At 66.6% G+C, this 26,629-nt stretch carries 25 protein-coding genes; 13 read left to right on the forward strand and 12 right to left on the reverse strand.

Annotated elements, in window-relative coordinates; translation table 11 throughout:
- Nucleotides 1-25 precede the first annotated feature (25 nt).
- The 5 genes from ggt to STE01S_RS14575 are packed head-to-tail and all read left to right on the forward strand — an operon-like array spanning nucleotide 26 to nucleotide 6,747.
- Nucleotides 26-1,744, forward strand: coding sequence for a gamma-glutamyltransferase (gene ggt / locus STE01S_RS14555; protein ID WP_062768933.1), 1,719 nt, complete (start codon nucleotides 26-28; stop codon nucleotides 1,742-1,744).
- Complete coding sequence (locus STE01S_RS14560; RefSeq protein WP_120694195.1) at nucleotides 1,741-3,447, forward strand: gamma-glutamyltransferase family protein; 1,707 nt, start codon at nucleotides 1,741-1,743, stop codon at nucleotides 3,445-3,447. Before ggt ends, STE01S_RS14560 begins: the two co-directional genes overlap by 4 nt.
- A gap of 2 nt (nucleotides 3,448-3,449) precedes the next feature.
- On the forward strand, nucleotides 3,450-4,313 hold the full coding sequence (locus STE01S_RS14565; protein WP_162928293.1) for a dienelactone hydrolase family protein: 864 nt from the start codon (nucleotides 3,450-3,452) through the stop codon (nucleotides 4,311-4,313).
- A 1-nt stretch (nucleotide 4,314) separates the two neighbouring features.
- Complete coding sequence (locus STE01S_RS14570) at nucleotides 4,315-4,737, forward strand: VOC family protein (protein WP_062768938.1); 423 nt, start codon at nucleotides 4,315-4,317, stop codon at nucleotides 4,735-4,737.
- A gap of 9 nt (nucleotides 4,738-4,746) precedes the next feature.
- Nucleotides 4,747-6,747: a CapA family protein gene (locus tag STE01S_RS14575; RefSeq protein ID WP_062768941.1), complete on the forward strand. Its 2,001-nt coding sequence runs from the start codon at nucleotides 4,747-4,749 to the stop codon at nucleotides 6,745-6,747.
- On the opposite strand, the gene STE01S_RS14580 is transcribed toward STE01S_RS14575, so the two are convergent.
- Entirely contained in the window at nucleotides 6,744-7,172 is a 429-nt protein-coding gene (locus STE01S_RS14580) for a (deoxy)nucleoside triphosphate pyrophosphohydrolase (RefSeq protein WP_062768944.1), read from the reverse strand. The two genes, STE01S_RS14575 and STE01S_RS14580, sit on opposite strands and share 4 nt — an antisense overlap.
- 66 nt (nucleotides 7,173-7,238) lie before the next feature.
- On the opposite strand from STE01S_RS14580, the gene STE01S_RS14585 reads away from it, so the two are divergent.
- A complete protein-coding gene (locus tag STE01S_RS14585; RefSeq protein WP_062768947.1) occupies nucleotides 7,239-7,418 on the forward strand; it encodes a Flp family type IVb pilin in 180 nt (59 codons plus the stop codon).
- A gap of 136 nt (nucleotides 7,419-7,554) precedes the next feature.
- Entirely contained in the window at nucleotides 7,555-7,728 is a 174-nt protein-coding gene (locus STE01S_RS14590; RefSeq protein ID WP_062768950.1) for a Flp family type IVb pilin, read from the forward strand.
- 85 nt (nucleotides 7,729-7,813) lie between these two features.
- Here STE01S_RS14590 and STE01S_RS14595 read toward each other — a convergent pair whose 3' ends face one another.
- The 5 genes from STE01S_RS14595 to STE01S_RS20435 all read right to left on the reverse strand — a co-directional run bounded on the left by STE01S_RS14595 (nucleotide 7,814) and on the right by STE01S_RS20435 (nucleotide 13,281).
- On the reverse strand, nucleotides 7,814-9,310 hold the full coding sequence (locus STE01S_RS14595) for a M48 family metalloprotease (RefSeq protein WP_062768952.1): 1,497 nt from the start codon (nucleotides 9,308-9,310) through the stop codon (nucleotides 7,814-7,816).
- Between the two features lie 119 nt (nucleotides 9,311-9,429).
- Complete coding sequence (locus STE01S_RS14600; protein ID WP_058813221.1) at nucleotides 9,430-10,377, reverse strand: acetyl-CoA carboxylase carboxyltransferase subunit alpha; 948 nt, start codon at nucleotides 10,375-10,377, stop codon at nucleotides 9,430-9,432.
- A gap of 9 nt (nucleotides 10,378-10,386) precedes the next feature.
- A complete protein-coding gene (locus STE01S_RS14605; RefSeq protein WP_062768955.1) occupies nucleotides 10,387-11,298 on the reverse strand; it encodes a tyrosine recombinase in 912 nt (303 codons plus the stop codon).
- The gene (locus tag STE01S_RS14610) at nucleotides 11,291-13,117 is read right to left on the reverse strand and encodes a hypothetical protein (RefSeq protein ID WP_062768958.1); all 1,827 of its coding nucleotides are present in this window, start codon (nucleotides 13,115-13,117) and stop codon (nucleotides 11,291-11,293) included. Before STE01S_RS14610 ends, STE01S_RS14605 begins: the two co-directional genes overlap by 8 nt.
- A complete protein-coding gene (locus STE01S_RS20435; protein ID WP_156416816.1) occupies nucleotides 13,114-13,281 on the reverse strand; it encodes a hypothetical protein in 168 nt (55 codons plus the stop codon). The genes STE01S_RS14610 and STE01S_RS20435 overlap by 4 nt, the downstream gene beginning before the upstream one ends.
- A 93-nt stretch (nucleotides 13,282-13,374) precedes the next feature.
- Between STE01S_RS20435 and STE01S_RS14615 the strand changes: the two genes are divergently transcribed.
- Entirely contained in the window at nucleotides 13,375-13,941 is a 567-nt protein-coding gene (locus tag STE01S_RS14615) for a shikimate kinase (protein WP_062768961.1), read from the forward strand.
- Nucleotides 13,938-15,041 (forward strand): 3-dehydroquinate synthase, encoded by a 1,104-nt coding sequence (gene aroB, locus STE01S_RS14620; RefSeq protein WP_062768994.1) that lies wholly within the window; start codon nucleotides 13,938-13,940, stop codon nucleotides 15,039-15,041. Before STE01S_RS14615 ends, aroB begins: the two co-directional genes overlap by 4 nt.
- A 28-nt stretch (nucleotides 15,042-15,069) precedes the next feature.
- Here the strand turns inward: aroB and STE01S_RS14625 are convergent, their stop codons facing one another.
- Genes STE01S_RS14625 through radA form a run of 4 tightly spaced genes read right to left on the reverse strand, consistent with a single transcriptional unit; the run spans nucleotide 15,070 to nucleotide 19,325 of the window.
- A complete protein-coding gene (locus STE01S_RS14625; RefSeq protein ID WP_062768963.1) occupies nucleotides 15,070-16,971 on the reverse strand; it encodes a cation:proton antiporter domain-containing protein in 1,902 nt (633 codons plus the stop codon).
- Nucleotides 16,968-17,396 (reverse strand): iron-sulfur cluster assembly scaffold protein, encoded by a 429-nt coding sequence (locus STE01S_RS14630; protein ID WP_062768966.1) that lies wholly within the window; start codon nucleotides 17,394-17,396, stop codon nucleotides 16,968-16,970. The genes STE01S_RS14625 and STE01S_RS14630 overlap by 4 nt, the downstream gene beginning before the upstream one ends.
- Nucleotides 17,393-17,953 carry a CvpA family protein gene (locus tag STE01S_RS14635; RefSeq protein ID WP_003052779.1) on the reverse strand — a complete coding sequence of 187 codons (561 nt, stop codon included), beginning with the start codon at nucleotides 17,951-17,953 and terminating at the stop codon, nucleotides 17,393-17,395. Before STE01S_RS14635 ends, STE01S_RS14630 begins: the two co-directional genes overlap by 4 nt.
- Nucleotides 17,954-17,963: 10 nt before the next feature.
- Nucleotides 17,964-19,325 (reverse strand): DNA repair protein RadA, encoded by a 1,362-nt coding sequence (radA, locus tag STE01S_RS14640; RefSeq protein ID WP_058813236.1) that lies wholly within the window; start codon nucleotides 19,323-19,325, stop codon nucleotides 17,964-17,966.
- Between the two features lie 205 nt (nucleotides 19,326-19,530).
- Between radA and fsa the strand changes: the two genes are divergently transcribed.
- The 4 genes from fsa (at nucleotide 19,531) to STE01S_RS14660 (ending at nucleotide 24,865) form a co-directional block, all read left to right on the forward strand.
- On the forward strand, nucleotides 19,531-20,181 hold the full coding sequence (gene fsa, locus STE01S_RS14645) for a fructose-6-phosphate aldolase (RefSeq protein WP_062768969.1): 651 nt from the start codon (nucleotides 19,531-19,533) through the stop codon (nucleotides 20,179-20,181).
- A 187-nt stretch (nucleotides 20,182-20,368) separates the two neighbouring features.
- Complete coding sequence (locus tag STE01S_RS14650) at nucleotides 20,369-21,163, forward strand: enoyl-CoA hydratase-related protein (protein ID WP_062768972.1); 795 nt, start codon at nucleotides 20,369-20,371, stop codon at nucleotides 21,161-21,163.
- Between the two features lies 1 nt (nucleotide 21,164).
- On the forward strand, nucleotides 21,165-22,670 hold the full coding sequence (locus STE01S_RS14655) for an acetyl-CoA acetyltransferase (protein ID WP_062768975.1): 1,506 nt from the start codon (nucleotides 21,165-21,167) through the stop codon (nucleotides 22,668-22,670).
- 71 nt (nucleotides 22,671-22,741) lie between these two features.
- Nucleotides 22,742-24,865 (forward strand): beta-propeller domain-containing protein, encoded by a 2,124-nt coding sequence (locus tag STE01S_RS14660; RefSeq protein WP_062768978.1) that lies wholly within the window; start codon nucleotides 22,742-22,744, stop codon nucleotides 24,863-24,865.
- Here STE01S_RS14660 and amaB read toward each other — a convergent pair.
- Nucleotides 24,862-26,346, reverse strand: coding sequence for an L-piperidine-6-carboxylate dehydrogenase (gene amaB / locus STE01S_RS14665; protein WP_062768981.1), 1,485 nt, complete (start codon nucleotides 26,344-26,346; stop codon nucleotides 24,862-24,864). The two genes, STE01S_RS14660 and amaB, sit on opposite strands and share 4 nt — an antisense overlap.
- 67 nt (nucleotides 26,347-26,413) lie before the next feature.
- Nucleotides 26,414-26,629: transposase (locus STE01S_RS14670; protein WP_174531814.1), on the reverse strand; the 216-nt coding region annotated here is incomplete at its 5' end.

The following is a 26,629-nucleotide window of genomic DNA, read 5'->3' on the forward strand; positions in this document are numbered from 1 at the left end:
CAGAGAATAAGAAAAGGGTTCGCCGATGATCTTCCGCCGCCTGATCGCCGCTTCGCTCGCGCTGACGCTGGCACTCCCCGCGCCCCTCGCCGCGCAGAGCCGCCACCTCCTCGAATATCCGTCGATCCATTCGCCGACGGTGGGAACGCGCGGCATGGTGGTCAGCCAGAACGCCATCGCCAGCGAGGTCGGCGCGAAGATCCTGCGCGAAGGCGGCAATGCCGTCGATGCCGCGATCGCGGTCGGCTTCGCCCTGTCGGTTACGCTGCCGCGCGCGGGCAATATCGGCGGCGACGGCTATATGAGCGTCTACGACGCCGCCTCGGGCGAGGTGCGCGTGATCGATTTCCGCTCGGTCGCCCCACGCGCCGCGACCCCCGCCATGTTCGTCGACAATCGCGGCAAGGAGCGCGCGGTCGCGAGCTACGGCTATCTGGCGCCCGCGGTGCCGGGAACGGTCGCGGGTTTCGACTATGCCCATCGCAAATGGGGCAAGCTGTCGTGGGACAAGATTGTCGCTCCCGCCATCGCGCTGGCCGCCGACGGCGTGCGGCTGAGCGCCGACGAGGCTTTCGTTTTCAGCTGGGGCAAGGATCGGCTGTCGAAGAGCGCGGCGGGCAAGGCCGCCTTCTACAAGCCCGACGGCAGTCTGTACCGAAAGGACGAGGTGATGAAGCGCCCCGACCTCGCCTGGACGCTGGGCGAGATCGCGCAGCATGGCGCCGACGGCTTTTACAAGGGCGAAGTCGCGCGCCGGATCGCCGCCGACATGAAGGCGCATGGCGGGCTCATCACGCTCGACGACCTCGCCGCCTATCGCCCGCAGGAGCGCGCCCCGCTGGTCGGCAGCTACCGCGGTTACACCATCTACACCGCGCCGCCATCGAGCGCGGGCGGGGCAACGCTGCTCAATATCCTCAACCAGCTCGAACATTTCGACGTCAAGGCGATGGGCGCCAATTCGGCGGCGTCGCTGCATGTGATGGCCGAGGCGATGAAGCTCGGCTATGTTGACCGCTACCGCGCGCTGGGCGATCCCGCCTTCGTCACCGCGCCGGTCGGCGGTTTCATTTCGAAAGCCTATGCCGCCGAGCGCGCGAAACTGATCGACCCTGCGCGCGCCAAGCCGATCGACGCCATGCCTTTCGGCGACCCGCTCCGCTACGAAAGCCCCTCGACGACGCATTTCTCGGTCGCCGACAAGGACGGCAATGTCGTCTCGACGACCTTCACGCTCGGTTCGGACTTCGGATCGGGGGTAATGATCGCGGGAACGGGCATCCTCCTCAACAACGAGATGAACAATTTCAGCCACGAACAGGCCTGGGAGGCACAGCGAACCGGCACACCGCCACCGCTCAACGCAATGGAGCCGGGCAAGCGAATGTTGTCGACGCAGATGCCGACGATCGTGATGAAGGACGGCAAGCCGTGGATCGTCACCGGAACCCCCGGCGGCAGCACGATCATCACCTCGGTCGTGCAGGTTCTTGTCAACGTCATCGATCATGGCATGAACATCGCCGAAGCGACGCACCAACCGCGCATCTATCAGGGTGCGAGCGACACGCTGCGCGTCGAACCCAATTTCAACCCGGACACCGTCGCCGCGCTGAAGGCGATGGGCCATCCGATCACCAGCGATGAGACAATGGGCAGCGAACAATCGATCATGATCGACAAGGGCCTGTTCCTCGGCGCCGCCGATCCGCGGCGCCCCGGCGCGCTGGCAGTGGAACCATGATGCGCCGCCGCCTGATCCTGCTCGCCGCCGGCCTGCTCGCGGCCTGCGCGCCGGTCGCGCCGCCGCAAACGGTCGCTCCACCGCCCGCTCCCTCTTCCGCCGACGAACAGGCGTTCGTCGCGGCCGCGCATCCACTCGCGGTCGAAGCGGGACTCGACGTGCTGCGTCGCGGCGGCAACGCCGTCGACGCAGCCGTCGCAGTCCAGGCGATGCTCGGGCTGGTCGAACCGCAAAGCTCGGGGCTCGGTGGCGGGGCCTTCATGGTCTATTATGACGCCGCCACACGCGGCGTCACCGTCTATGACGGGCGCGAAACCGCACCCGCCGGTGCGACCTCGGACATGTTCCTCGATGCGGACGGCAAACCGCTGCCCTTCCGGACCGCGGTGCTCAGCGGCCGCGCGACGGGGGTGCCGGGCGCGGTGGCGATGCTGGCAATGGCGCAGCACGACCGCGGAAAACTGGCTTGGCGCGACCTCTTCGGCAGTGCCGAGCGGACGGCACGCGAAGGCTTCACCGTCACCGCTCGCCTCGAACGCTTCGTTCATGGCCCCTATCCGCAGGCGAGCGCGCCCGATGTGGTGCGGTATTTCAGCGACGGACATGGCGGCAAGGTTCGCGCCGGCGACACGCTGCGCAATCCCGCCTATGCCGCCTTCGTCCAGCGCCTTGCCGCCGAGGGCGCCGACGCCCTCTATCGCGGCGCCACTGCCGCGCGCATTGTCGCGCGTCTGCACGAAGGCGCCTTGCCGGGCAGCATGACCGCAGCCGATCTTGCCGGCTATCGCCCCGTGGTCCGGCAGGCGCTGTGCAATGGCTATCGCGTCTATCTGCTCTGCGCGCCGCCGCCGCCGTCGAGCGGGGTGGGCTTGCTGCAGCTTATGGCGATGATCGAACATAGCGATATCGCGGCGCGCGGCCCCGACGACGCGGTCGCCTGGGTCGAATATGCCGAAGCGAGCCGGCTGATGTATGCCGACCGCGACGCCTATGTCGGCGATGTGCCGAACGTCCCGGTCAAGGGGCTGCTCGATCCCGCCTATGTCGCTGCCCGCGCCGCGCTCATCAAGGACCGGGCCGGGCCGCCGCCGTCTGCCGGAACCCCGCCCGGTGCAATCGTCGCGGCGGCGGACGCCACCGATGAAGTCCCGGGCACCTCGCACTTCGTGATCATCGACGGCGACGGCAATGCGGTGTCGATGACCACCACGGTCGAAAGCTATTTCGGGTCGGGGCGCATGGTCGACGGCTTTTTCCTGAACAACCAGATGACCGACTTTTCGTTCGTCCCCACTGGTCCCAATGCCATCGCGCCGGGCAAGCGGCCGCGGTCTTCGATGACCCCGCTCGTGATATTGCACCGTGACCGTAGCCTTGCCGGCGCGATCGGGTCGCCGGGCGGCAACGCGATCCTCGCCTATGTATCGAAGGCGCTGGTCGGCGTAATCGATTGGGGACTACCGCTGCAAAAGGCGGTCGCGCTCCCCAATCTGGTCGCGCGCGGCGCAACCTTCGCGGGTGAGGAAAGCCGCTTTCCGCCCGCAATGCGCGCCGAAATGGCGCGGCGCGGCGTCGAAGTCCGTGCCGGATCGGGTGAGGATTCGGGACTCCACGGCGTCATGATCCGGGATGGCCGCTTCGATGGCGCCGCCGACCCGCGCCGCGACGGCGTCGCGCGAACGATCACGCTCGAAAGGAAATGACGATGATGCGTTTCATCCCGCTCGCGGCGCTTGCAGCCAGCATGACCCTCGCCGTTCCCGCGGCTGCGCAGCGCGTGTCGGTCGAAGCGGTCGAATTCCCCAGCCGCGACGGCAAGACGATGATCAAGGGTTATGTCTTCAAGGCGGACAATGCCCCCGCGCAATCGCCCGCCGTCGTGATGATGCACGGACGCGCCGGCGCCTATTCGTCGCTTGCCAAGGGGAAATATGATGCGGCGACCCTCGCATCGCGGCACCGGGCATGGGGGCGCCTGCTCGCGCGCAGCGGCTATGTGGCGTTGATGGTCGATGACTTCGGTCCGCTTGGTTATCCGACGGGCTTCCGCGCCGGCACCTACAAGGATCGCCCCGCCGAAGTGAACGAGGTCACCTACCGCCCCCTCCACGCCTATGGCGCCCTGCGCTATCTTCAGCAGCGCGCCGATGTGGCGGGTACGCGCGTCGCGCTCCTCGGCTGGTCGAACGGCGCGAGCGCGACGCTCGCCGCCATGGCCGACGACAAGCCGGGCGACATGCGCAGGATCGGCTTTCGCGTCGGCATCGCGCTTTACCCCGGCTGCGGGCTCAAGCGCCGTTTCGACAAGCAGGGCTATCGCCCCTACGCGCCGGTGCGCGTTTTCATCGGCACCGCCGACGAGGAGGTGTCGCCCGCTTCCTGCGAAAAGCTGGTCGCGCGCAGCCGCGACAAGGGCGGCGAGATCACGCTGACCAGTTTCAAGGGCGCGACGCACGGCTATGACACCCCCACCGAATCGCGTCAGTCGGTTGCCGCCAATGCCGCAGCCAAGTCGGCGACGGAAAGCGACGTCCTCGCCTTTCTGGCGAAAAATTTGAAGGATGAGTGATATGGCTCAGCTTACGCCCTTTCATTTTGCCTTTCCCGTCGACGATCTCGACGCGGCGCGGCATTTCTATGGCACCGTCCTCGGTTGCCCGGAGGGGCGCAGCGACAGCGACTGGATCGACTTCAACCTCTATGGGCACCAGATCGTCGCGCACCGGGTCGCGCGGCGCGATGCGGTGGCGGGCCATAATCCTGTCGACGGCCATGATGTGCCGGTCCCGCATTTCGGCGTCGTCCTGCCGCCCGACGAATGGCGCGCGCTCGCGGCGCGGCTCCAGGATCAGGGCGTCCGCTTCGTCATCGAACCGCACACGCGCTTTCCCGGCCAGCCGGGCGAACAGTCGACGATGTTCTTCCATGATCCGGCGGGCAATGCCCTCGAGTTCAAGGCCTTTGCCGATCTCGACCAACTCTTCGCCAAATAAGGATTTGTGATGGCGCGACCGATGCGTTTCTGGGGACATTTGGGCGCCGCCGCCGCGCTCGCCGCGGGCGTGCCGCTCACCGCACCTCTCGCCGCAGCGGCCGAAGCGCCCGCGTCGATCCGCGGCATCGACGGAACGGTCGCGGTCGTCGGGGGCACGGTCGATGTCCAGGCGATAGAAGCGCGCATCAATGGCCAGCCGGTGCCGATTGCGCGCGATGGCAGCCTTACGGCATCGCTGCCCGACGCCGCCGATTACCGGATCAGCCTGCGCGGCTCGGCGATCTTCGACGCCGATTTCGCCTTCGCCGCCGCCGAACTGGGCACGAAGGACGGCAAGCGCGTGCTGCCGCAACTCGAAGTCGTGGCGCGCGCGCCGGGCCGCGTCGAATTCTTCTTCGGCGGCGATGTCATGATGGCGCGCCGCTATGAAAAGCCGATCTGGGGCGAACGCACATTGATCCATCCGGCGACCCGCGCCGCCGACATGGCGCGGCTGCTCGCACCGATGCGTCCTTATTTCGCGGGCGCCGACCTCGCCTCGGTCAATCTTGAAACGGTGCTCGCGGCCGAGGGTCTGGGCGACGCACCCGACAAGACGGTGGTCTTCTATACCCACCGTGACGCAGCGCAGGTGCTCGCCGATGCCGGGATCGATTATGTCACGCTCGGCAACAATCATGTCTACGACTATGTCGAACCGGGCCTTGCCTCGACACTGGCGGCGCTCGACAAGGCGAAAATCCCCTGGTCGGGTGCCGGCCGAAACGAAGCGGAAGCACTGAAGGCTGCCCGCATCGAGGTTGGTGGACAGCCCTATGCGATGCTCGGTTTCGTCGGCTGGAAGGGACGCGTCGAACCCAATCAGGTCGCCGAAAGCGCCAAGGGCGGGGCCGCCTTCGGCAGCGACGAGAATATCGAGACCGCCGTCACCCGCGAAGTCGCAGCCGGGCGCATGCCCATCGTCCAGTACCACGGCAGCAGCGAATATAGCGACCGCCCCACCGACATCAGCGAGCGGCGGATGAAGCTGGCGATCGACAAGGGCGCGGTGCTGGTCGTGTCGCATCACCCGCATGTGTCGCACGGGCTCGAACTCTATAAGGGGCGGCTGATCGCCTATTCGCTCGGCAATTTCGTCTTCGACCAATATTTCCCCGAAACGCAGGCGACCTATGCGCTGAAAGTCTGGATGGACGGCGGCACCTTGTTTCGCGCCGAAATTCTGCCGATCCAGCTCCTCGACTATCGTCCCGTTCCGGCGACGGGCGCGATCCGCCAGGCGGCGCTTCACCGCATCATCGACCTGTCGGCGGAGCGCGGTACGCGGATCGCCCTGTCCGGCGGACATGGCGTCATCACCCCGCAGCGGCAGCCCGCGCCGCCGCGCGAATGCGCCGCGACGTCGATTTCCGGGGTCATCGCCTACCGCTATGCGCTCGACCCGGCCGCCCCATGCGCCGCCGCCACCGGCGCGATGGCCGGCCGCGACCTGATCCTGCGCGGCGATTTCGAGGCAGCGCGGTACGACGACGCCACCGACCGGAGCTGGACAAGCGAGAATGGCAGCATCGATTTCGTCGCCGGCGGCTTTGGCGGCGGGCACGCGCTCGCGCTGCGTCCCGACGCGGCGGCGTCATCGGCCACCGTTGCGCCGACGACATTCTTCCGCAACGGGAATGCGCGCCGCTACACGCTGGTCGGCCGCGCGCGCAGCGATAGCGCCGCGACGCTAGCGGCGTTCGTCCAGTTGCAACCGAAGGGCAGCGGCATGACCAAGGCGATCGAAAGCGCACCGCGGCAGCCGATCGGCACGGCCGCGCTGACCGGCGGCGCATGGACCGATTTCCGCTTCGACGTCGACCTTGCGCCCGGTGACGAGGAACTGCCCCTGCGTCCGCTGCTGCAAGTCGATGGAAAGCCGGTGCGGATCGACGATATCGCCTTCGTCGCATGGGACGAACCGGCAAACGGCGAACCACCGGCGCCCGGCCGCTCCTACAGCCGCTAGATCAGCGCTTCGAGGAGGCCGATAAGCGGCTTGTCGGCAGGCGGCATATCGAGCGCGTAAAGCTCGACCGGCCGCACCCAGCGCAGCGCGGTCGCATGCTGTGCCACCGGGGCACCGCGCCATTTGCGGCAGACATAGAGCAGCAGCAGCAGATGCCGATCGCCGAGCATGTCGCTCGCAAAGCAGGCGGGCGCGAGGCAGCTATGATCGACGTCGATCGCCAGTTCCTCCGCCAGCTCGCGAACAAGCGCCTGCTCGGGCGTTTCGCCGACCTCGCGCTTGCCGCCGGGAAACTCCCACAGCCCCGCCATCGACGTGCCTTCGGGGCGCTGCTGAACCAGCAAGCGTCCGTCGCGATCCACCAGCGCCGCGGCGACCACGACAAGGCTGTCGGACGCGGTATTTCCGCCATGCGATGCGGCCAAATTGTTAACCTTCCTGTGACACTTTCCCGATCCTCGGGAACTATAACTTCAGTCAGGGGCGGAACAATGAACAAGTTTCATGGGCTGCTGCGGTCGACCAGGGCCGCCACAGCCGTAGAATATGGCCTCATCCTTGCGCTGATCTTTCTGGGCGCGATCGTCACCATCACTTCCGTCGGAAAATCGGCCAACGCGATGTGGACCAACGTGTCGGAAAAATCCGTCGCCGCGATGGACGGCACCTGATGTGCTGAAACGGGACTCCCGAAACAGCATTTCGGCACATCGGCATTAAGAAATTCAAAACCAATTGATCCTAATCTTGCCTTGTTGACCACGACCAGACCGTCAACAGGGTAAGTGACTTGTCAGGAGACCAGACATGAAATTCTTCAAGAAGCTCGTTCGCAACACCAAGGCTGCGACCGCCATCGAATACGGCCTGATCGCCGCTCTCATCGCCGTCGCGGGCATCACCGTGATGGGCAACGTCGGCACGAGCGTCAAAAACACGTTCGATAAGGTCGACAGCGGCCTGAAGAAAGCCGGCACCTAATGTAGCCGACATCCACCGCTTCGGCGATGGACATCAAACAGGAAAGGGCGGTGGCCAAGCCACCGCCCTTTTTTGCGTCGGATCGTCAGCGATTGGCGTAGACGACCAGCTTGACCTTTTGTCCCGGCGTCAGCCGGCTCGTTGCCGACAGGCGATTGAGCACCTGAAACCGTTCCGCCTGATAATTGCTGTAGGCCATGCGCTTCGCCAGCGCCGCGACGCTGTCGCCGCTCTTCACCGTCACCACATCGACGCGCCGCGGCCGGATCGCGGCGGCCTCGCTTGCCGTCAACCGCCGGACGCTGCCGAACATCGGGTTGAAAACGCCCGATCCGCCGGCCTTGGCCAGGGTCACGAAGTGGAAAGCGCTTTTCGGCGCAAATTCATAAGCGAAGACGGTCACATCGACCTGCCCGGACTGGCTGTTCGCGCGCGCCGACGAAAAATAGGCGGGGATACCGTTTACCGTCGTGCGCTGAACGGGGCCGGGCGTGATTTTGGCATCGCCCGCAACCGCCTTGAACACATTGGCAATATAGGCGGTCATGTCGCCGCTATACGCCGCGGTCGAAAATTGCGCCTGCCCGCCATTGCCGCTGATCGACACCGCGCTGGTGCCGTTCTGCATTGCAAAGCCGTTCGGGACGGTGAAGCGCAGACGCAGGTTGGGATGCAGAAAGTCCCTGCCCTCGACCACACCCTGCGCCGGATCATCGCCATAGAGCACACCGTCAACCGACGCGAGGAAGGCGTCGGCGTTGCGCACGCCGCCGGTGCCGACCCGCGAGGCGAGCGTCTGCGCATTGCGCACGCGCGACGCCGGATCGGGGTGGGTGCTCGCCCATTCGGGCAACGACCGCGCGTCGCCGCCCGCCAGTCGCGCCTCGAGGTTGGTCTGGTTCGCAAGGCTCGCCAGCATCGTCGAAAGCGCCATCGGATCATAGCCCGCGCGCTTCAGATACTGGACGCCGAGCTGGTCGGCCTCAAGCTCCTGCGAGCGGGAGAAGCCGAGGGTCGCAAGCTGCGCCACCTGCATCGCATTATTCTGCAACAGGCCGCCGAGCCCGCCGAGCAGCCCGCCATTGTCGCCGATCGCGCCGCCGAGCACCGACGCGAGGACGCCGAGGATGGTGTTCCGCGTCGCCGCCGACTGGCGCTTCTTGCTATGCTGCGCAGCGACATGGCCGACTTCGTGGCCGAGCACGCCGGCGAGTTCGGCCTCGTCGTTCATCAGCGCCATCAGCTGGCGCGTGACGTAAACATAGCCGCCGGGGATCGCGAAGGCGTTGTTCACCGGCGAGTTGAGCAGCGTCACGGTAAAGTCGCTCGGGCTGCGCGACAGGCCCGACTGCACGGCGATACTCTGACCGATGCGGTTCACATAGGCCGCCTGCGGCCCCGCATAGGCACCGCCGAATTCGGCGAGCAGTTGCGGATGCGCCTCGTCGCCCTGTTTGCGCTCGGCGGGCGAGATGCTGGTCGCGGTGCGGATCGCCTTGAGCTGTGCTTCCGCCACTCCGCCACCGACCAGCGCCGTTGCCGCAAGCAGCATCGCCAGCCGCGCCGTGATCCGTTTCGTCATTGAATTGCCTCCCTTTGGTCCGTTCCCGCCGGCATATCCCGTCGCGGGATCAAGGCAAGCAATCATGGGATCGCCCACCGGTCGGGAGTCGAACGCGAAGCAGGCGCGGGCGGTTCCGTTCAGGCGCGCCCCATCGCAAGGAACTTGTCCTCGCGGTCGGTGCGCAGCCGCTCACGCGACTGGCCCTGCAAGCCGTCGAGTTCCTGCGCGAGCGCATCGCCGAGCGACTGGATCGCAACTTCGGGCGCCCGGTGCGCGCCGCCGACGGGCTCGGTCACGATACGATCGATGACCTTCAGCCCCAGCAGATCCTGCGCCGACATCTTCATCGCGGCTGCCGCGTCGGGCGCCTTGTCGGCGGTGCGCCACAGGATCGACGCACAGCCTTCGGGCGAGATCACCGAATAGACGGCATGTTCGAACATCAGGACGCGGTTGGCGGCCGCAAGCGCGATGGCGCCGCCCGAGCCGCCCTCGCCGACGATCGCCGCGACCATCGGCACGCCGAGCGCAAGACATTGTTCGGTCGACCGCGCGATCGCTTCCGCCTGGCCGCGCTCTTCGGCCTGGATACCGGGAAAGGCCCCCGACGTGTCGACCAGCGTCACCACCGGCAAACCGAAACGATCGGCAAGCTGCATCAGGCGGATCGCCTTGCGATAGCCTTCGGGCTTCGCCATGCCGAAATTATGCTTCATGCGCGACGGAATGTCGTCGCCCTTCTCGTGCCCGATCACCATCACGCGCCGACCGCGAAAGCGAGCGAGGCCGCCCAGAATCGCCTGATCGTCGCCGAAATTGCGATCGCCGGCGAGCGGCATCCAGTCGTCGAACAGGCCCGCGACATAATGTTTGAAATGCGGCCGGTCGGGGTGGCGCGCGACCTGCGTCTTTTGCCAGGGCGTCAGCTTGGCATAGATGTCGCGCAGCATCTTCGAGGACTTGTCCTCGAGCCGGGCAATGTCGCCATCGATATTGAGCGACGGATCGTCCCCCATTTCGCGCAATTCGGCAATCTGGCGATCGAGCGCGGCGACCTGTTTTTCGAAATCGAGAAAGGCTGTCATAGGGGAGCGCTAGGCCGAAGGCGCCGCAACGTCAACGGCCCGCATCTGCGCCAGCGGATGGCGCCGATTGACCAGCTCGACGAGCCGCCGGCTATCGACATGGGTGTAAATTTCGGTCGTCGCGATGTCGGCATGGCCCAGCATCATCTGCAACGCGCGCAGGTCGGCCCCGCCCTCCAGCAGATGGGTGGCGAAGGCGTGGCGCAGGACGTGCGGACTGACCCCCGCGGGATCGACCCCGGCGCGCGCCGCCAGTTCGCGCAGCATCTGGAACAGCCGTATGCGCGACACATGCGCCTTGCCCGACGGGAACAGCCAGGGTGTTCCATCGGCGAGCAGCGGCAGCCAGCGATCGAGCGCTTCGCGCGCCCGGTCGGACAGCGGCACCAGCCGTTCCTTGTCGCCCTTGCCGCGCACGATCAGAAATTGCCGCTCGCCCGCAACCGCACGGCGCGGCAGCGACACCAGCTCGCTCGCGCGCAGTCCGGAGCCGTAGAGCAGTTCGAGCAGCAGCAGCATGCGCATGGCGTTCGCGGGCGCTGCCTCCCCCGCTGCCTCCTCGCTAGCCTGCGCGAACAGCCGGTCGACATCATCGTGCGACAAAATGCGCGGCAGCGGACGGCGCGTGGCGGGACGCGCGATGTCGAGCGCCGGATTGTCGGTGCGCTCGCCCTCATCCTCCAGAAACGCGAAGAACTGCCGCAGCGCCGACAATTTGCGTGCAGCGCTGCTCGCCGCCAGCGTCCGATATGCGGCCATCAATGCGCGCAGCGCGGCGGCGTCGGCATCGCCGAGCGAACCGCGCACCAGTTCTGCCGCCTGTTCAAGGTCGCGGCGATAAGCGAGGATGGTGTTTCGCGATGCCCCCCGTTCGGCGGACATCATCTCCAGAAAGCGGTCGATCAGGCGCGCGTCAGACACGCACCAGCGCTTCGGCCGCGATCATCCGGGCTTCGGCGTCGAGCCCGACGTCGTGCAGCGCCCGGACGATATGATAGAGGTGATAGGGCGGTATCTTGTCCCATTCGCCTTGCATTCCGGCCGCAGCAAGCAGCGCGACCATGCCGGGTTCCCGCCGCTGGGCGGCTTCGGAAATTGCGCGCGTCCAGCGCGTCTGCTTGCCCAGATCGACCCCCAGGTCGCTGGCCGCCGATGACGCCTGCCCGGCGTCGATGCGGCCGAGGCCCGCAAGACCCGCGAGCAGGAATTTCGACCGCAAGGATTCGGCACTGTCGTCGTCGCTGGCGAAGCTGCCGATCGACCCCGCGCCGACGCCGGTCAGCGGGCGCGGCGAACCGACCGCCATGATGCCCCAGCCATGACCGCCGACCGACAGTTTCGACACCCATTGCATCGCGCGATTGTCATATCCCGCGGTCAGCATCGATCCCAGCAATTGCCATGGATCGGCGCCGACATCGGCGCCGGTGGGCAGCGCGGCGGCCGCCCGCGCGGTGGCAACAAGCGCGGCATAGCGCGCCGTCGCGCCGGTGCCCGCGGACCAATATTCCGCCATCGCGGTATAGCGATCGGCGGCATTGGCGCCGCTGAACGCGCTGCGCAGCAGATCGGTCTGCGCCGCGAGCGCTTCGGGGGGCTCCTCCTCGCTCGACGCGGCGCTGAGCAGCGAGACATAGGCTTCGCTCGATAGCACGCCGCGCGATGCGGCATAGGGAGCGGCAGCGATGCGGTCGCCCATCGGCGTCATCGGCGCGAGTACCGTCCAGCTTCGGATCGAACCGGCCTCCGTGGCGCGCAGCGGTGCCGGAATGTCGATTCCCGTCGCGGTCGCCAGACCAAAGCGCCAGCTCGTCAGGCGCCCGACCTTGTCCCATTCGATCGTTGTCGAACGGCGGCCGGCGCCCGTTGCGCCGAGCACACGTTCGGCGAGCAGAATGTCAAAATTGCTGATCTTGCCGCTTGACCGTACCCGGCCGATCGCCCAGCCCGCGGGTCCGGCCTCGCCCGACATCCCGGCGCACATTGCCGCGGCGAGCCGCCAGCTTTGTTCGTCGCCATGGGCAAGCCCTGCGGGGACATAAGGACAAAGCCCCGACGGATCGGCATTCGCCAGATAGGTCTGCTGGGCGGTCGCGACGAGCCGCGGGGTCGCGCGGTCATAATCGACCGACTGCACGATCATCCGCGCGGTGGTCGATTCGCCGAGCCGCAAAAGCAGCCCCGCGCGGTCGGCGGCAAGGTCGGCGCCGCTGATCGTATCGGGCGTGTCGATCGCAGACGCGAGCGCGCGGCGCAGCAATATCTGACCCCAGCGCGAGGCGACCTGACCGCGCATGCTGCGCATGATCGCCGCCGCATATTGGCCGCGCACACCAAAGGCATCGGGCGCCATCCCGCCGGTTTCGGGCGTCAGCGGCCCGACCCGCGTCAAAAGCCGGCGCGCGCCGGGCGGCAGGTCGTATTTGAGCTGGCCGGAGGTGCCTTCCTCGCCATCGCTAGCCTCATCGCCCGTGTCGGTGTCGGTGTCGCCGCTGTCGAGCGTCGCGACGATTGACGGCGCAAGGGTCGTCGCACCGCTCTGGCCGCCTTTGGGTGCGGCGGTCGATGATGGTGCCGGGGTCGGCGATGGCGTCGGTGCCGGGCGCGGTGCGGGCGTATCGGCGGGCTTGCCGAAGCCTTCGGGCAAGAGCGATTCCTGCGCGACCGCCGGAAGGACGAGCGCAGCCGCGAGTGCGGTTCCCGACAATCCCAGGGTCAGCGCGAGCATTTTCTTGGTCATTGTGCCGCGCTTTCGGCAATCTTGTCGGTCACGTCCACCTCAATCATCTTCGCCTCGATCGGTCGTCCCAGCCAATAGAGGAACAGACCGAACGCCAGCAGCAGCGCCAGGGCGAAAATCCCGGCGACCCAGCGCCCTTTTCCCGATCCTTGCGTTGCGCGCAATATCCTGTGCCACCCGTGCCGGCTCGACCCAAATTTGCGCGGCGCAGCAAAATCATTGTTCCGCGCGGTTCCTGCGGTATAGCCGCGCGCACCATGTCGCGAAACCCGAAAAGCCCGGCCCCGGACATCGCGCCCGCAATTCGCGCGCGGCCGATCGTGCTCGTCGGGTTGATGGGATCGGGCAAATCGACAATCGGCCGCCGCCTGGCGCAGCGCCTCGGAATGCGCTTCGCCGACGCCGACGACGAGATCGAACGCGCCGCCGGCATGACGATATCCGACATTTTCGCGCGCTTCGGCGAGGCGCATTTCCGCGATGGCGAACGCCGCGTGATCGCGCGGCTGCTCACCGGCCGGCCGCTGGTGCTTGCAACCGGCGGCGGCGCCTTCATGAACGACGAGACGCGCGCGCTGATCCTGGACAAAAGCCTGTGCATCTGGCTCGATGCCGACGTCGCGACCCTGGTCGAGCGCGTCGGACGCCGCAGCCATCGCCCGCTGCTCAAGGACCGCGATCCCGGCGAGGTGCTGCGCGAACTCGCCGCGATCCGCAATCCCGTTTATGCCGACGCGCATATCCGCGTCAGCTCGGCAAGCAATCCGCACGAACATACGGTGCGCGCGATCCTGGAGGCGCTGTCGCAATGGAAACCGCAATGACCAGACTGACCGTCGAACTTGGCGCGCGCAGCTATCCGATCCTGATCGGCGAGGGACTGCTCGACGAATTGGGCGCGCATGTCGCCCCGCTACTGAAGCGTCCGCGCACGATGATCGTCACCGATACCCATGTCGCCGATGCCTATCTGGCCAAGGTCGGTGCCGCGCTGGGTGCAGAGGGCATCTCGTTTTCCTCGCTCGTCCTGCCCGCAGGCGAAGCAACGAAAAGCTGGGAGGGACTGGCGCGGCTGACCGAATGGCTGATCGGCGAAGGCGTCGAACGCAGCGATCATGTGATCGCACTCGGTGGCGGCGTGATCGGCGATCTCGTCGGTTTTGCGTGCAGCATCGTCAAGCGCGGCTGCGCCTTCATCCAGGTGCCGACGACGCTACTCGCGCAGGTCGATAGCAGCGTCGGCGGCAAGACCGCGATCAACGTCCCTGCCGGCAAGAATCTGATCGGCGCCTTTCATCAGCCGGCGCTGGTCGTGATCGACCCCGCGACGCTGGCCACCCTCCCCCGCCGCGAGCTCGGCGCGGGCTATGCCGAAGTCGTCAAATATGGCCTGATCGACGACGCGGACTTCTTTGCCTGGTGCGAGGCGAACGGCGCCGCGCTGCTGGCCGGCGATACCGCCGCGCGCGCCTATGCCATCGCGCACAGCGTCGCGGCGAAGGCCCGGATCGTCGCCGCTGACGAACGCGAGACGCAGGATATCCGCGCGCTGCTCAATCTGGGCCACAGCTTCGGCCACGCGCTTGAGGCCGAAACGGGCTATTCAGCGCGGCTGCTGCACGGAGAAGCGGTTGCGGCGGGCATGGTCCTCGCGCATCGGTTTTCGGCGGCGAAGGGCCTGTGTTCCGCCGCCGATGCCGAACGAGTACGCGCGCATCTGGCGAGCGTCGACCTGCCGCACAGCCTGGCCAGCGCGGGCATCAACACCGGCGGCGCGGCGCTCGCCGCACATATGGCGCATGACAAGAAGGCGCGCGGCGGCAAGCTGCCGCTGATCCTGACGCGCGGCATCGGGCAGAGTTTCGTCACCGACGAATATGGGCTCGATAGCGTTGCGGATTTTCTAGACGCGCAGGCGGGTTAGGCGCCAGACGCTGCGGTCAGCAGACGCGTCACGCCGACTTGGGGTCGGCCGCCTGCATCGCTTCCTCGTCGCGCGCGGCGGCCTTTGCCTCCTGACGCCGCTGGCGTAATTTTTCCAGCACGCTTGCCGACTCGCGGCCGCCGCCGGGCTTGAAACGGTGATCCTTGCCCGCCGCGAGGTCGCCTTCGTCCATCTGCGCGGCGAGGCGCGTCGCGTCGAGCTGGCGCAGCGCCGCCTCGACATCTTCCATCTGGCGCGGATCGACGTCGAGCTTTTCGAGCGCCATCAGGCCGAGCGCGATCGAGCTTTCGAACACCTCGCGCACCGCGCCTGCAGTTCCCGCCCCCTCGATCGCCATCAACTGGCGCCGATCGAAAACGCGCGTCAGTATCTTGGCCTGCGGGAAGGCTTCGACGATCGGACGCAATACTTCGGCATCAACCGTGGCGTCGTCGATGCAATAGATGATGACCCGCGCCTCCTCCGCGCCCGCTCGGCGAAGCAGGTCGAGCCGCAGCCCGTCGCCGAAATAGACCTTGGTGTCGAACCGGCCGGACAATTCGATCTGGCTCGGCTTCTTGTCGATCAGCGTGACCGAACAATCGACCGCGTGGAGCATCTGTGCCACGATCTGGCCGAAGCGGCCATAGCCGATGACGAGCGCCGAGCCGCGCGGCGCATCGTCGGGTCCTTCGAGTTCGTCGCCATCGCGATCGGGCGAGAATTCGAGGTTGCGGGCGAACAGCATCAGGAAAGGCGTCGATACCATCGACAGTGTTACCACCGCACTGAACAGGCTCGCCGCCTCGGGCGCGATAAGCAGCGCGTCGGCGGCCTGGGTAAAGAGCAGGAAGCCGAACTCGCCGCCCTGACTGAGCAGCAGCGCGAGGCCGAGCGCGGTTTTCCACGATTTGCCGAACGCACGCACGAGCAGTGTCAGCACCATGACCTTGACCGCAACCAGACCCGCCGCGAGCAGCAGAACGCGCAGCGGATCGGCGAGGATCACATTGACGTCGAGCACCATGCCGACGGCCAGGAAGAACAGGCCGAGCAGGATCAGGCGGAACGGCTCGACATCAGCCTCTATCTCGTGGCGATATGGCGAATCGGCGAGCATCACCCCCGCGACGAAAGCACCGAGCGCGGTCGAAACATGCAGGCTGTGCATCAGCGCCGAACTCGCCAGCACGACGAGCAGGCCGACGACGACGAACAGCTCGCGCTCGCCATAGCGCGCGACGAGGCGCAGCAGCGGATTGACGACGAACCGGCCGGCGAGGACCAGCCCCGCGATGGCAAGCAGCGTATAAAGCGCCAGCAGCGCGCCCGGCGGCGCCGACGGATCGGCGGGCGCCCGCGACAGCGCGGCGATGATCGTGATCATCGGCACGATCGCCAGATCCTGAAACAGGAGGATCGAAAAGGCCTTCTCGCCGAAGGGCGAGTTGATCCGGCCCGAGCTTTTGAGGCTCGGAAGCACCTGCGCCGTCGACGACAGCGCGAGCGGCAGGCCGAGCGCGAGCGCCGCTGCGGGGCTGAAGCCCAGCGTCACGAAGATCAGCCCGGTCAGGATCAGCCCGGTGACGACAACCTGCGCCAGGCCGAGCCCGAAGATGGCGCGGCGAAGCTGCCAAAGCCGCCGCGGATGCAGTTCGAGGCCGACGAGGAACAACAGGAAGGCGATGCCGATCTCGGCGATTTGCAGCTTCGATTCGCCACCGCCGACGAGACCCAGACCGTGCGGCCCGACGAGCGCGCCGGCGATCAGATAGCCAAGCACCGCGCCGAGCCCCAAACGGCGGAAGATCAACACGAACAACGTCGCGACGCCCAGCAGCACCGCGCCTTCGAACAACAGCGTATCAGTCGGGGTGCGCGCCGCCACCTCGGTGACGGCGGGCGCCGTTGCCGCGACGAGAAAAGTCATGCCGTCACCTCATCGTCCTCAAGCGCGGCGATGGCGGCATCGAAAGGCAGCAGTATAGCGCCCTGCCGCGCCGGATAGTCGCGCGCCGGCGCGAGCAGATCGAAGCCGGGCCAGTCGGGCATCGCGCCCTCGCCCGCGAACCAGGCGGCGATGGCGGCGCGCGCAGCGCGAATGTCATCGAGCGCGCGGCCGGGCGCGTGACGTGCGACCAGCGCCGCCGACGCCTGCCCCAGCGCGCAGGCTTCGACGTGCAGGCCGACCTTCGTCACCCGTCCGCGCTCGTCGGCGTCGAGGTCGAGGATGATCGCGCTGCCGCACAGCGGCGCGCGCGCCGAGATATGATGGCGCGCCTCGGGCAGCGGCGGGTAATCGGCATTGGCGACTGCGAGCGCCAATATGTCGCGGTTATACAGCGGCGCGCTCATTTCGCGGCCGCGTCGGGCGCGTCCTGCTTCACGGTCGTGCTTTCGGCGGCGCGCGCTTCGGCCCGCCGCTCGGCTATCACCTTGCTCAGCGCGGCGCTCGTCGCGTTGAGTGCGGGATAGGTACGGCTCTGCTCCATCCATTCGGGACGCTGCGCATTGCCATAGCCGATGTCATAGAGAAGCGTAACGAGCATGAAGCCGATCGCGGCGATCAACAGACCCTTCACCGCCCCGAAACCCGCACCGAGCCCACGGTCGATACCGCCGACGATCGAGGCGCGGCTGCGCTGCCCCATCGCCCGCGACCCCCATTTAGCGAGGCCGAAGACGATACCGAAGAGCAGAACGAAGGCGAGCATCGCCGCCCCGCCCGCCGTCCCGACCCAACGCGACACGAACTCGGTCACTGCCGGATGAAAAAAGCGCACCGCCGCGATCGCCAGCACCCAGGCGAGCAGCGTCGTCACCTCCTGCACCAGCCCGCGCGAAAAACCGAGCACTGCGCCGCCACCGACCAGCGTCAGCACGATGATATCCAGAGCCGTCAGACTTCCCATCTGCCGGTCGCTAGTCGCGCCCGAGCATCAGGTCAACGAGTTCGCCGAGCCGCGTGAAGCCGGTAACGCCGATGCCGTTCACAGCCTTCATCCCCTTCGGTCCCCAGCCCCTTGAAAAACCGAGCTTCGCGGCTTCGCGCAGGCGCAGCGCGTCGTGCGCGACAGGGCGAATTTCGCCCGACAGCGACAATTCGCCGAAGACGATCGCATCGGCAGGAACCGGTCGCTCGCTGAACGCCGAGATCAGCGCTGCAGCGACCGCCAGATCGGCGGCGGGATCGGTCAGGCGATAGCCGCCCGCGATGTTGAGATAGACTTCCGCGCCGCCCATCTGGAGCCCGCAGCGCGCTTCGAGCACCGCAAGCACCATCGCCAGGCGCCCGCTGTCCCAGCCGACGACGGCGCGGCGCGGCGTCGCGCCGCTCGCCAGCCGCACGGTCAGCGCCTGCACCTCCACCAGCACCGGGCGCGTCCCCTCCAGCGCGGGGAAGACGACCGATCCCGGCACGTCGCGGCTGCGGTCGGTCAGGAACAGGCTCGACGGGTTGCTGACCTCGCCCAGCCCCTCCTCGCCCATCGCGAAGACGCCGATTTCGTCGGTGCCGCCAAAGCGGTTCTTCACCGCGCGCAGGATGCGATATTGGTGGCTGCGCTCGCCCTCGAACGCCAGCACCGTGTCGACCATATGTTCGAGGACGCGCGGACCTGCGATCGTGCCATCCTTGGTGACATGCCCGACGAGGACGATCGCCGCGCCGCCGTCCTTGGCATAGCGGATCAGTTCCTGCGCGCTCGCGCGGACCTGGCTCACCGTTCCCGGCGCGCTGTCGATGAGGTCGCTGTGCATCGTCTGGATCGAATCGATGACGACGAAATCGGCGTCACGGCTGTCGAGCGTCGCCAATATGTCGCGCACCGACGTCGCGCTCGCCAGCGCGACCGGCGCGTCGCCGAGCCCCAGCCGCTGCGCGCGCAGCCGCACCTGACCCGCCGCTTCCTCGCCGCTGATATAGACGACCGACTTGCCCGCCTTCGCGAGCCGCCCGGCCGCTTGCAACAACAAGGTCGACTTGCCGATCCCCGGATCGCCGCCGATCAGCGTCGCCGATCCGGCGACGAAGCCGCCGCCGAGCGCCCGGTCGAATTCGGCGATGCCGCACAGCATCCGCTCGGGCATCGGGCTATGCTCGCCCAGCGTCTCGAGCGCCAGTGACCGCCCGCCTTTCGACAGGTCGTGCTTGGCCGAAAAGACGGTTTCGCTCGCCTCTTCGACCAAGGTATTCCACTCGCCGCAATCGGCGCATTGCCCCTGCCACCGGTACGAGACCGACCCGCAATTCTGGCAGACATATTGACGCTTCGCTTTGGCCATGCGGCTCGCATAATCGGAACAAAGATGGAACGCCAGCGCTTTCCTCTCGGTCATTGCGAGGAGCGTAGCGACGCGGCGATCTCCCGCTCCCGACTTTGCGCAAGGCTGATGGCGGGAGATTGCTTCGCTTCGCTCGCAATGACGAGCAAACCGCTTTACGGCAGCTTCAAACCCGAATCACCCTGCCCGCAAGGAACCCCGCGCCATGAAATTCTTCGCCGACACCGCCGAAATCGCCGACATCAAGGAACTGGCCGCAACGGGTCTGCTCGACGGCGTGACCACCAACCCGTCGCTGATCGCCAAGTCGGGTCGCGACTTCAAGGAAGTGACGAAGGAAATCTGCGCGCTCGTCGATGGCCCGGTCTCGGCCGAGGTCGTCGCGCTCGACCATGAAACGATGATGAAGGAGGCCGAAATCCTCCGCAAGATCGCCGACAATGTCTGCATCAAGGTGCCGCTGACGATCGACGGGCTCAAGACCTGCAAGGCGCTGACCGGCGACGGCACGATGGTCAACGTCACGCTCTGCTTCTCGGCGACGCAGGCGCTGCTCGCGGCAAAGGCGGGTGCGACCTTCGTTTCGCCGTTCGTGGGCCGCCACGACGACAATGGTTTCGACGGCATGCAGTTGATCGCCGACATCCGGCTGATCTACGACAATTATGCCTTCGAGGCCGAAATCCTCGTCGCGAGCGTGCGCCACGGCATCCACGTGCTCGAAGCCGCCAAGATCGGCGCCGATGTGATGACTGCGCCGCCGTCGGTCATCAAGGGCTTGTTCAAGCATGTCCTGACCGAAAAGGGCATCGAAGGCTTCCTGGCCGACTGGGCCAAGACCGGGCAGTCGATCTGACCCCTACAAAACCCAAAACAGTCGTGTGTCCCCGCGAAGGCGGGGATCCATCTCCCGTCGGCTAAAAATGGCACCTTCCGGAGATGGGCTCCCGCCTTCGCGGGAGCACACCGTTTTTTGGCTCAGCTTTCCAGTTGACGTAAACGTCAACCTCCCGCGATACTCGTCCGAAAGGGAGAGATTCGCGATGACCGACACCACCATTCTTACCGAACGCCGCGGCCATGTGCTGATCGTCACGATCAACCGCCCCGAGGCGCGCAACGCGGTCAACGCCGCGGTCCATGTCGGCATCGGAACCGCACTCGAAACCGCCGAGGACGATCCCGAAATCCGCGCCGTCATCATCACCGGCGCGGGCGACAAGAGCTTTTGCGCCGGCGCCGACCTCGTCGCCCTGTCGCGCGGCGAGAGCCTCGCGCCGTCGGACCCCGATCAGCTTGCATGGGGCTTCGCGGGCATGGTGTCGCACCCGATCTCGAAGCCGATCATCGCCGCGGTCAACGGCTTCGCCTTCGGCGGCGGCTGCGAGATCGCGCTGATGAGCGACATCATCGTCGCCGCCGATCATGCGCAATTCGGGCTGCCCGAAGTCAAGGTCGGGCTGTTCGCCGCGGCGGGCGGTGCCTTCCGCCTTGCGCAGCAGATGCCGCGCAAGCTGGCGATGGAGCATATGCTGACCGGCGACCCGATCCCCGCCGCACGCGCCGCACAATTCGGCCTCGTCAACCATGTCGTCCCGCTCGCCGAGCTGATGCCGACCGCACTTGCGCTCGCCGACAAGATTGCCGCCAACGCGCCGCTGTCGGTCCAGGCATCGAAGCGCGTCGCGCTCGGCATCCAGGACGGCCGCATCGCCGCCGACGCGCCCTATTGGGAGCACAACACCCTCGAACGCAGCGCCTTGATGCGCAGCGAAGACGCGCGCGAAGGCCCGCGCGCCTTTGCCGAAAAGCGCAAGCCCGAATGGAAAGCGCGCTGATATGACCATGACCGATCCCGAGCGCATTCCCGTCATCATCGGCGTTGGCCAGGTCAACGACCGCCCCGCCGACCCCGACGAAGGGCTCGACTCGCTCGGGCTGATGGTCGCGGCGCTGCGGGTCGCCGCCGAAGACGCCGGCGTGCCGCTCGCCGAGATCGACAGCCTCGCGATCGTCGACCAGATCAGCTTTCACAGCCTTGGCAAGCTGCCCGAACCGCTGGCCGCCGCCATCGGCGCCAGCCCGGCGATCAATTACCAGTCGGCGGCGCCACACGGAGATACGCCGGTACGCCTGCTCAACGAAGCGGCGAACCGCATCGGCGCGGGCGAGATGAAGCTCGCGGCCATCGTCGGCGCCGAGGCGCTGCGCACCGCGGCGGGCCGCGCCGCCAAGGCCGCGAGCGGCGAGGACAAGAGCTATAACGCGATCCGTAAGGTCGCGACGCGGCGCGAGCCCGATTATGCGCAAAAGCACGGCCTCGCGGCGCCGGTCGACGTCTATCCGCTCTATGAAAATGCGACGCGCGCCGCATGGGGCCAGAGCCTTGCCGAAGCGCAGGGCGAGAGCGCCGAAATCTGGTCGCGCTTTTCGGCGGTTGCGGCGGCAAACGAAGGCGCCTGGATCCGCAAGCCCGCAACCCCTGCCGACATTCTGCGCGTCGACGAGCGCAACCGGCCGATCGCCTTTCCTTATTCCAAGCTGATGGTCGCCAATTCGTCGGTCAATCAGGGGGCGGGTTTCCTCGTCGCCAGCCTGGCCGAAGCGCGCCGCCGCGGCATATCCGAGGACCGGCTGATTTACGTGGGCATGGGCGCCGCCGCGAAGGAGCCGCCGAGTATCCTCCGCCGCGACCGCTATAACGGCAGCGTCAGCATGGAAACCTCGATCAACCGCACGCTAGCGCTCAACGGCATGACCGCGCAGGATTTCGATTTCGTCGAACTCTACAGCTGCTTCCCCTGCGTGCCGAAGATGGCACGCCGCACGCTCGGCTGGCCGGTCGACCGCCCCGCGACGGTGTTCGGCGGGCTGACCTTCGGCGGCGGCCCGATCGCCAATTATATGAGCCACGCAATCGTCTCGATGGTGGAAAAACTCCGCCGCGAAGGCCGCTACGGCTTCCTCTTCGCCAATGGCGGCTTCGCCACCGACAATCATTGCATTGTGCTGGGCAAGGAGCCGATCGCCGCCGCCAGCTTCCCGCAGGATTTCGACTATCAGGCCGAAGCCGAGGCCAAGCGCGGACCGGTGCCGGATCTGGTCGAAGATTATGCGGGGCCGGCAACGATCGAGAGCTATACCGTCTTCTACGGCCGCGATGGCGCGCCAAGGGCGGGCGTCGTGGTCGCGCGCACGCCCGAGGGTCGGCGCACATTGGCGCATGTCGATGTCGGCGACACCGCGATGCTGGCGTTCCTGACCGATGGCGCGAAGGAACCGGTGGGGACGGCGGGCGAAGTCGTGGCGCTGGGCGACGGCCGCTTCGGCTGGCAGAGCCTCTGACTGGTACCTATTTGCGCTAAACCCTCACCAGCGTTGATGATATTCCTCATCCGGGCAAGGGGGGAAGCGATATGGTGCGTGGTCTGTTGACGGTCGGCATGGCAGCATCGCTCGCGGCCTGCGCTTCGGCGCCCGCAACGCCCCAAGCTGCCTCCGCGCCACTCCCGGCGATCGACGACAAGCGGCTCGATCAGATAACGTCGCCCGAGCTCGTCCCTTATGCGAGCGAAGGCGAATTCCGGGCGTATCTCCGGTCGCTCGAACGGCTGCGCGACCGACGTGAACGCTATACCGCGCGATCCTCGGAAATCGTCGTCGCGGCGGCGATGCAAGGCGGCGATCCCTTATGCGAAAAGCCCGAGGACTGCCCCGGCGAAGGTGGCGTGAGAGACGTTATCGTGACCGGGTCGCGCGCCGCAGCGCCGACGTCGATCACGAACGTCCAGACCGCTGGCGTTGACGAGGGCGATATCGTCAAGCAGATCGGCGACTATCTGCTCGTTTTGCAGGACGGTCGGATCTTTGCGATCAATGTGAAGACGATGCAGCTTACCGACCGGGCCGACGTCTATCGGCACCTGCCGCCGGACCAGCCCGGGAAACAGCGGTGGGACAAGGATTTCGAGGGTGCCGATTGGTACGATGAGATGCTCGTTCAGGACGATCATATCATCGTCACTGCCTACAGCTATAATGACGATGCGACCGAAATGTCGATCTTCAAGCTCGATCAGGCGAGCGGCAAGGTGGCAAGCGAAGGCGTCTTCCTCATCACGTCCGACGATTATTACGACGTCGACAATTATGCCACGCGCATCGTCGGCGACACGCTCGTCGTATACACGCCCTATGCGCTCGACCAGTTCGAGGAACGCGACGCACGCCCGATACTGAGGCGGTGGCTGCCCGAAGCGGAGCGCAAGACGCGCCAAGCGCGCGGCACCCCGTTGCTCGATGCGCGATCGATCTACAAACCGGTGTTGCGGACGGACGACCCGACCGTCCACGCAATCTCGCTCTGTCCGCTTGGCGGCTTCGACAGCAAGCGCAGCCTGGAATGCCGCACGACCGGATTTGTGGGGCCTCGAAAGGCCGAAATGTTCGTGTCGCCCGAAGCCGTCTATCTTTGGACAGCGGCGTTCGGCGATCGGGAGTGGTGGCATTTGCCCGGTTGCGACGAAGATCAGGCCGAGGATGGCGCCCCCCTCGATCGGCCGCGCGCCGACCGCCGCGACGTTACTCCGGGCGCGCTCTATCGCCTGCCGATCGACAGCCCCGCGCCAGGCGTCGCCGGCGTTTCGGGCGCGCCCTACGATCATCTTTCGATGGATGAACGCGACGGGGAATTTCGCGCCTTGGTCGACTGGCGCAGCATCCGCTGCAGACCCGGCTATGCAGAGCCGGCGCAAAACGCCTTTCTGAAAATTCGTACCGGCGTCTTCGACACGATCTTCCAACCCGTAGCGGACAGCGCGTTCACGCCGCTTCCATCGACGGGCAAGGCGATTGTCGAAAATCGGTTTGCCGATGATTGGCTCGTGTTTGGCGGACGCAATAGCTGGAGCGGCGATCCGCCCGACCCCGACACACCCCCGCAATCGAGCAAGGTCGTTGCCGTGCCGGTCAAGCGCCCGAAGGACGCGCTGGTGATCGACGTTCCCCACAATATCGTTCGCACCGAACGCGTGGGCAATGACGTCATCGTCAATGGCTATCGCGACGACCGCGGCCTGACTCTGACGCTGATCGGTCTCGGCAAGGACGCGCATATCCTCTCGTCTGCCTTCCTGCCGGACCGATACGAAAGCGAAGGCCGCAGCCATGCCTTCAACAGCATTGTCGACGAAGCGGGCAATGGGATCATCGGCCTGCCGACCGTCAAGCTGAGCGCGGAGTCGAGACGATGGTGGTGGCGCTCGGATACCTCCGACCTCAACTTCCTGACCAAATCACCAACCGGGCAGCTTGCCGACGCCGGTGCGCTTGCCGCAACGCCGGCCGATCGGGTCGAAACCGACGCCAGCTATATATGCGAAGTTTCGTGCATCGACTGGTACGGCAATTCACGGCCGGTGTTTCTGAACGGCCGCATCTTCGGCCTCATGGGCACGAGCCTGGTCGAAGCCCGGATCGACGGCGACAAGATCCGCGAGATCGCGCGGATCGACCTGACTGCGCCGCTTCCACAGCGCTAGCCGACGTCGAACGACACCCCCTGCGCGAGCGGCAGCGCGTCGGAATAGTTTACCGTGTTCGTCGCGCGGCGCATATATTGCCGCCACGCATCCGACCCGCTCTCGCGTCCGCCGCCGGTTTCCTTCTCGCCGCCGAACGCTCCGCCGATCTCGGCGCCCGATGTACCGAGATTGACGTTGGCGATGCCGCAATCGCTCGCGGCCAGGAAGCGCTCGGCTTCGCGCAGGTCGGTGGTGAAGATCGCCGATGACAGTCCCGCCGCCACATCATTGTGCAGGCGGATCGCGGTGTCGAGATCGTCGTAGCGCATGACATAGAGGATCGGCGCGAACGTCTCCTCCAGCACCGGGCCGACCTGGCCGGGCATTTCCACGAGCGCGGGGCGGACATAATAACTCGCGCCGTCGCCGACCCGCTCGCCGCCATGCACGACGCCGCCTGCGGCCTTGGCCGCCGACAGCGCTGCCTGCATCGCCTCATAGGCAGCGCGGTCGATCAGCGGGCCGACCAGAGCCGTGCTTTCCAGCGGATTGCCGACGCCGACGCTGGCATAGGCCGCCTTCAACCGTGCGACGAAGCCGTCATAGATGCTGTCGTGGACAAACAGCCGCCGCGTCGTCGTGCAGCGCTGCCCCGCGGTGCCCATCGCGCCGAAGGCGACGCCGCGCAGCGCAAGGTCGAGGTCGGCCGATGGCGCAACGATCACGCCGTTATTACCGCCGAGTTCGAGGATCGCGCGCGCGAACCGCTGCGCGAGGCGCGGCGCCACGGCGCGGCCCATGCGCGTCGATCCCGTCGCCGAGACGAGCGCGACGCGGGCATCGTCGACAAGCGCCTCGCCCGTCTCGCGCCCGCCGATCAGAACCTGCGACAATCCTGCGGGCGCATCGCCGAACCGCCGCAAGGCGCGCTCGAAAATCGCCTGCGTCGCCAAGGCGGTAAGCGGCGTCTTTTCGGAAGGCTTCCAAACCACACTGTTGCCGCAGACGAGCGCTAGCGCGGCATTCCATGCCCAGACGGCGACCGGAAAATTGAAGGCGGAGATGACGCCCACGACGCCCAGCGGGTGCCATATCTCCATCATCCGGTGCCCGGGCCGCTCGGTCGCGATGGTGAGGCCGTGAAGCTGGCGCGACAGGCCGACCGCAAAGTCGCAGATGTCGATCATCTCCTGCACCTCGCCCGCGCCTTCGGACGGAATCTTGCCGGCCTCGATCGTCACCAGCATCGCAAGATCATCCTTGGCAGCGCGCAGTTCCTCACCGAACAGCCGCACAAGTTCGCCGCGGCGCGGGGCGGGCACGTCGCGCCACGCGCGGAACGCCGCACCGGCGGCCGCGAGCGCGGCGTCGGTGTCGGCGGCATCGGCGATCCGGACCGCCGCTATCTGCTCGCCGGTCAGCGGCGAATGGGACGGCATCGAACCCTGGGTGTACAGCGCGTGCTCCACGCCGAGCGTATCGAGCAGGCCTGCTGTCATTTTCTCGATCCCGGCCAGGTCGCGTCCGTCAAGGTGGTGTAATTTCGGCTGTGGCCGTGGGCCATCGTCAGGCGGCTTTGGCGGTGATGTGTAGGGGCTGATTTTCCTCCTCGATCATGGGTTGGTTGAGTTCGGCCATGCCTTCGATCTGCATGTATCGGTGCTGGAGCTGCCACTCGTCGTTCTGCTCCATCAGCACAGCCCCGACGAGGCGGATGATGCTGTCTTCGTTCGGGAAGATTCCGACGACGTCGGCGCGGCGCTTGACCTCCTTGTTGAGCCG

It is taken from the genome of Sphingopyxis terrae subsp. terrae NBRC 15098, assembly GCF_001598815.1.
GTDB lineage: Bacteria > Pseudomonadota > Alphaproteobacteria > Sphingomonadales > Sphingomonadaceae > Sphingopyxis > Sphingopyxis terrae.

Coding starts and splice junctions, on each gene's coding strand:
- STE01S_RS14660 (WP_062768978.1), top strand. CDS start 22,742: ATGGTGCGTGGTCTGTTGACGGTCGGCATGGCAGCATCGCTCGCGGCC.
- STE01S_RS14590 (WP_062768950.1), top strand. CDS start 7,555: ATGAAATTCTTCAAGAAGCTCGTTCGCAACACCAAGGCTGCGACCGCC.
- radA (WP_058813236.1), bottom strand. CDS start 19,325: ATGGCCAAAGCGAAGCGTCAATATGTCTGCCAGAATTGCGGGTCGGTC.
- STE01S_RS14595 (WP_062768952.1), bottom strand. CDS start 9,310: ATGACGAAACGGATCACGGCGCGGCTGGCGATGCTGCTTGCGGCAACG.
- STE01S_RS14635 (WP_003052779.1), bottom strand. CDS start 17,953: ATGGGAAGTCTGACGGCTCTGGATATCATCGTGCTGACGCTGGTCGGT.
- STE01S_RS14600 (WP_058813221.1), bottom strand. CDS start 10,377: ATGACAGCCTTTCTCGATTTCGAAAAACAGGTCGCCGCGCTCGATCGC.
- STE01S_RS14650 (WP_062768972.1), top strand. CDS start 20,369: ATGACCGACACCACCATTCTTACCGAACGCCGCGGCCATGTGCTGATC.
- STE01S_RS14565 (WP_162928293.1), top strand. CDS start 3,450: ATGATGCGTTTCATCCCGCTCGCGGCGCTTGCAGCCAGCATGACCCTC.
- STE01S_RS14630 (WP_062768966.1), bottom strand. CDS start 17,396: ATGAGCGCGCCGCTGTATAACCGCGACATATTGGCGCTCGCAGTCGCC.
- STE01S_RS14655 (WP_062768975.1), top strand. CDS start 21,165: ATGACCATGACCGATCCCGAGCGCATTCCCGTCATCATCGGCGTTGGC.
- STE01S_RS14610 (WP_062768958.1), bottom strand. CDS start 13,117: ATGACCAAGAAAATGCTCGCGCTGACCCTGGGATTGTCGGGAACCGCA.
- STE01S_RS14560 (WP_120694195.1), top strand. CDS start 1,741: ATGATGCGCCGCCGCCTGATCCTGCTCGCCGCCGGCCTGCTCGCGGCC.
- aroB (WP_062768994.1), top strand. CDS start 13,938: ATGACCAGACTGACCGTCGAACTTGGCGCGCGCAGCTATCCGATCCTG.
- STE01S_RS14585 (WP_062768947.1), top strand. CDS start 7,239: ATGAACAAGTTTCATGGGCTGCTGCGGTCGACCAGGGCCGCCACAGCC.
- STE01S_RS14575 (WP_062768941.1), top strand. CDS start 4,747: ATGGCGCGACCGATGCGTTTCTGGGGACATTTGGGCGCCGCCGCCGCG.
- ggt (WP_062768933.1), top strand. CDS start 26: ATGATCTTCCGCCGCCTGATCGCCGCTTCGCTCGCGCTGACGCTGGCA.
- amaB (WP_062768981.1), bottom strand. CDS start 26,346: ATGACAGCAGGCCTGCTCGATACGCTCGGCGTGGAGCACGCGCTGTAC.
- fsa (WP_062768969.1), top strand. CDS start 19,531: ATGAAATTCTTCGCCGACACCGCCGAAATCGCCGACATCAAGGAACTG.
- STE01S_RS14570 (WP_062768938.1), top strand. CDS start 4,315: ATGGCTCAGCTTACGCCCTTTCATTTTGCCTTTCCCGTCGACGATCTC.
- STE01S_RS14625 (WP_062768963.1), bottom strand. CDS start 16,971: ATGACTTTTCTCGTCGCGGCAACGGCGCCCGCCGTCACCGAGGTGGCG.
- STE01S_RS14615 (WP_062768961.1), top strand. CDS start 13,375: ATGTCGCGAAACCCGAAAAGCCCGGCCCCGGACATCGCGCCCGCAATT.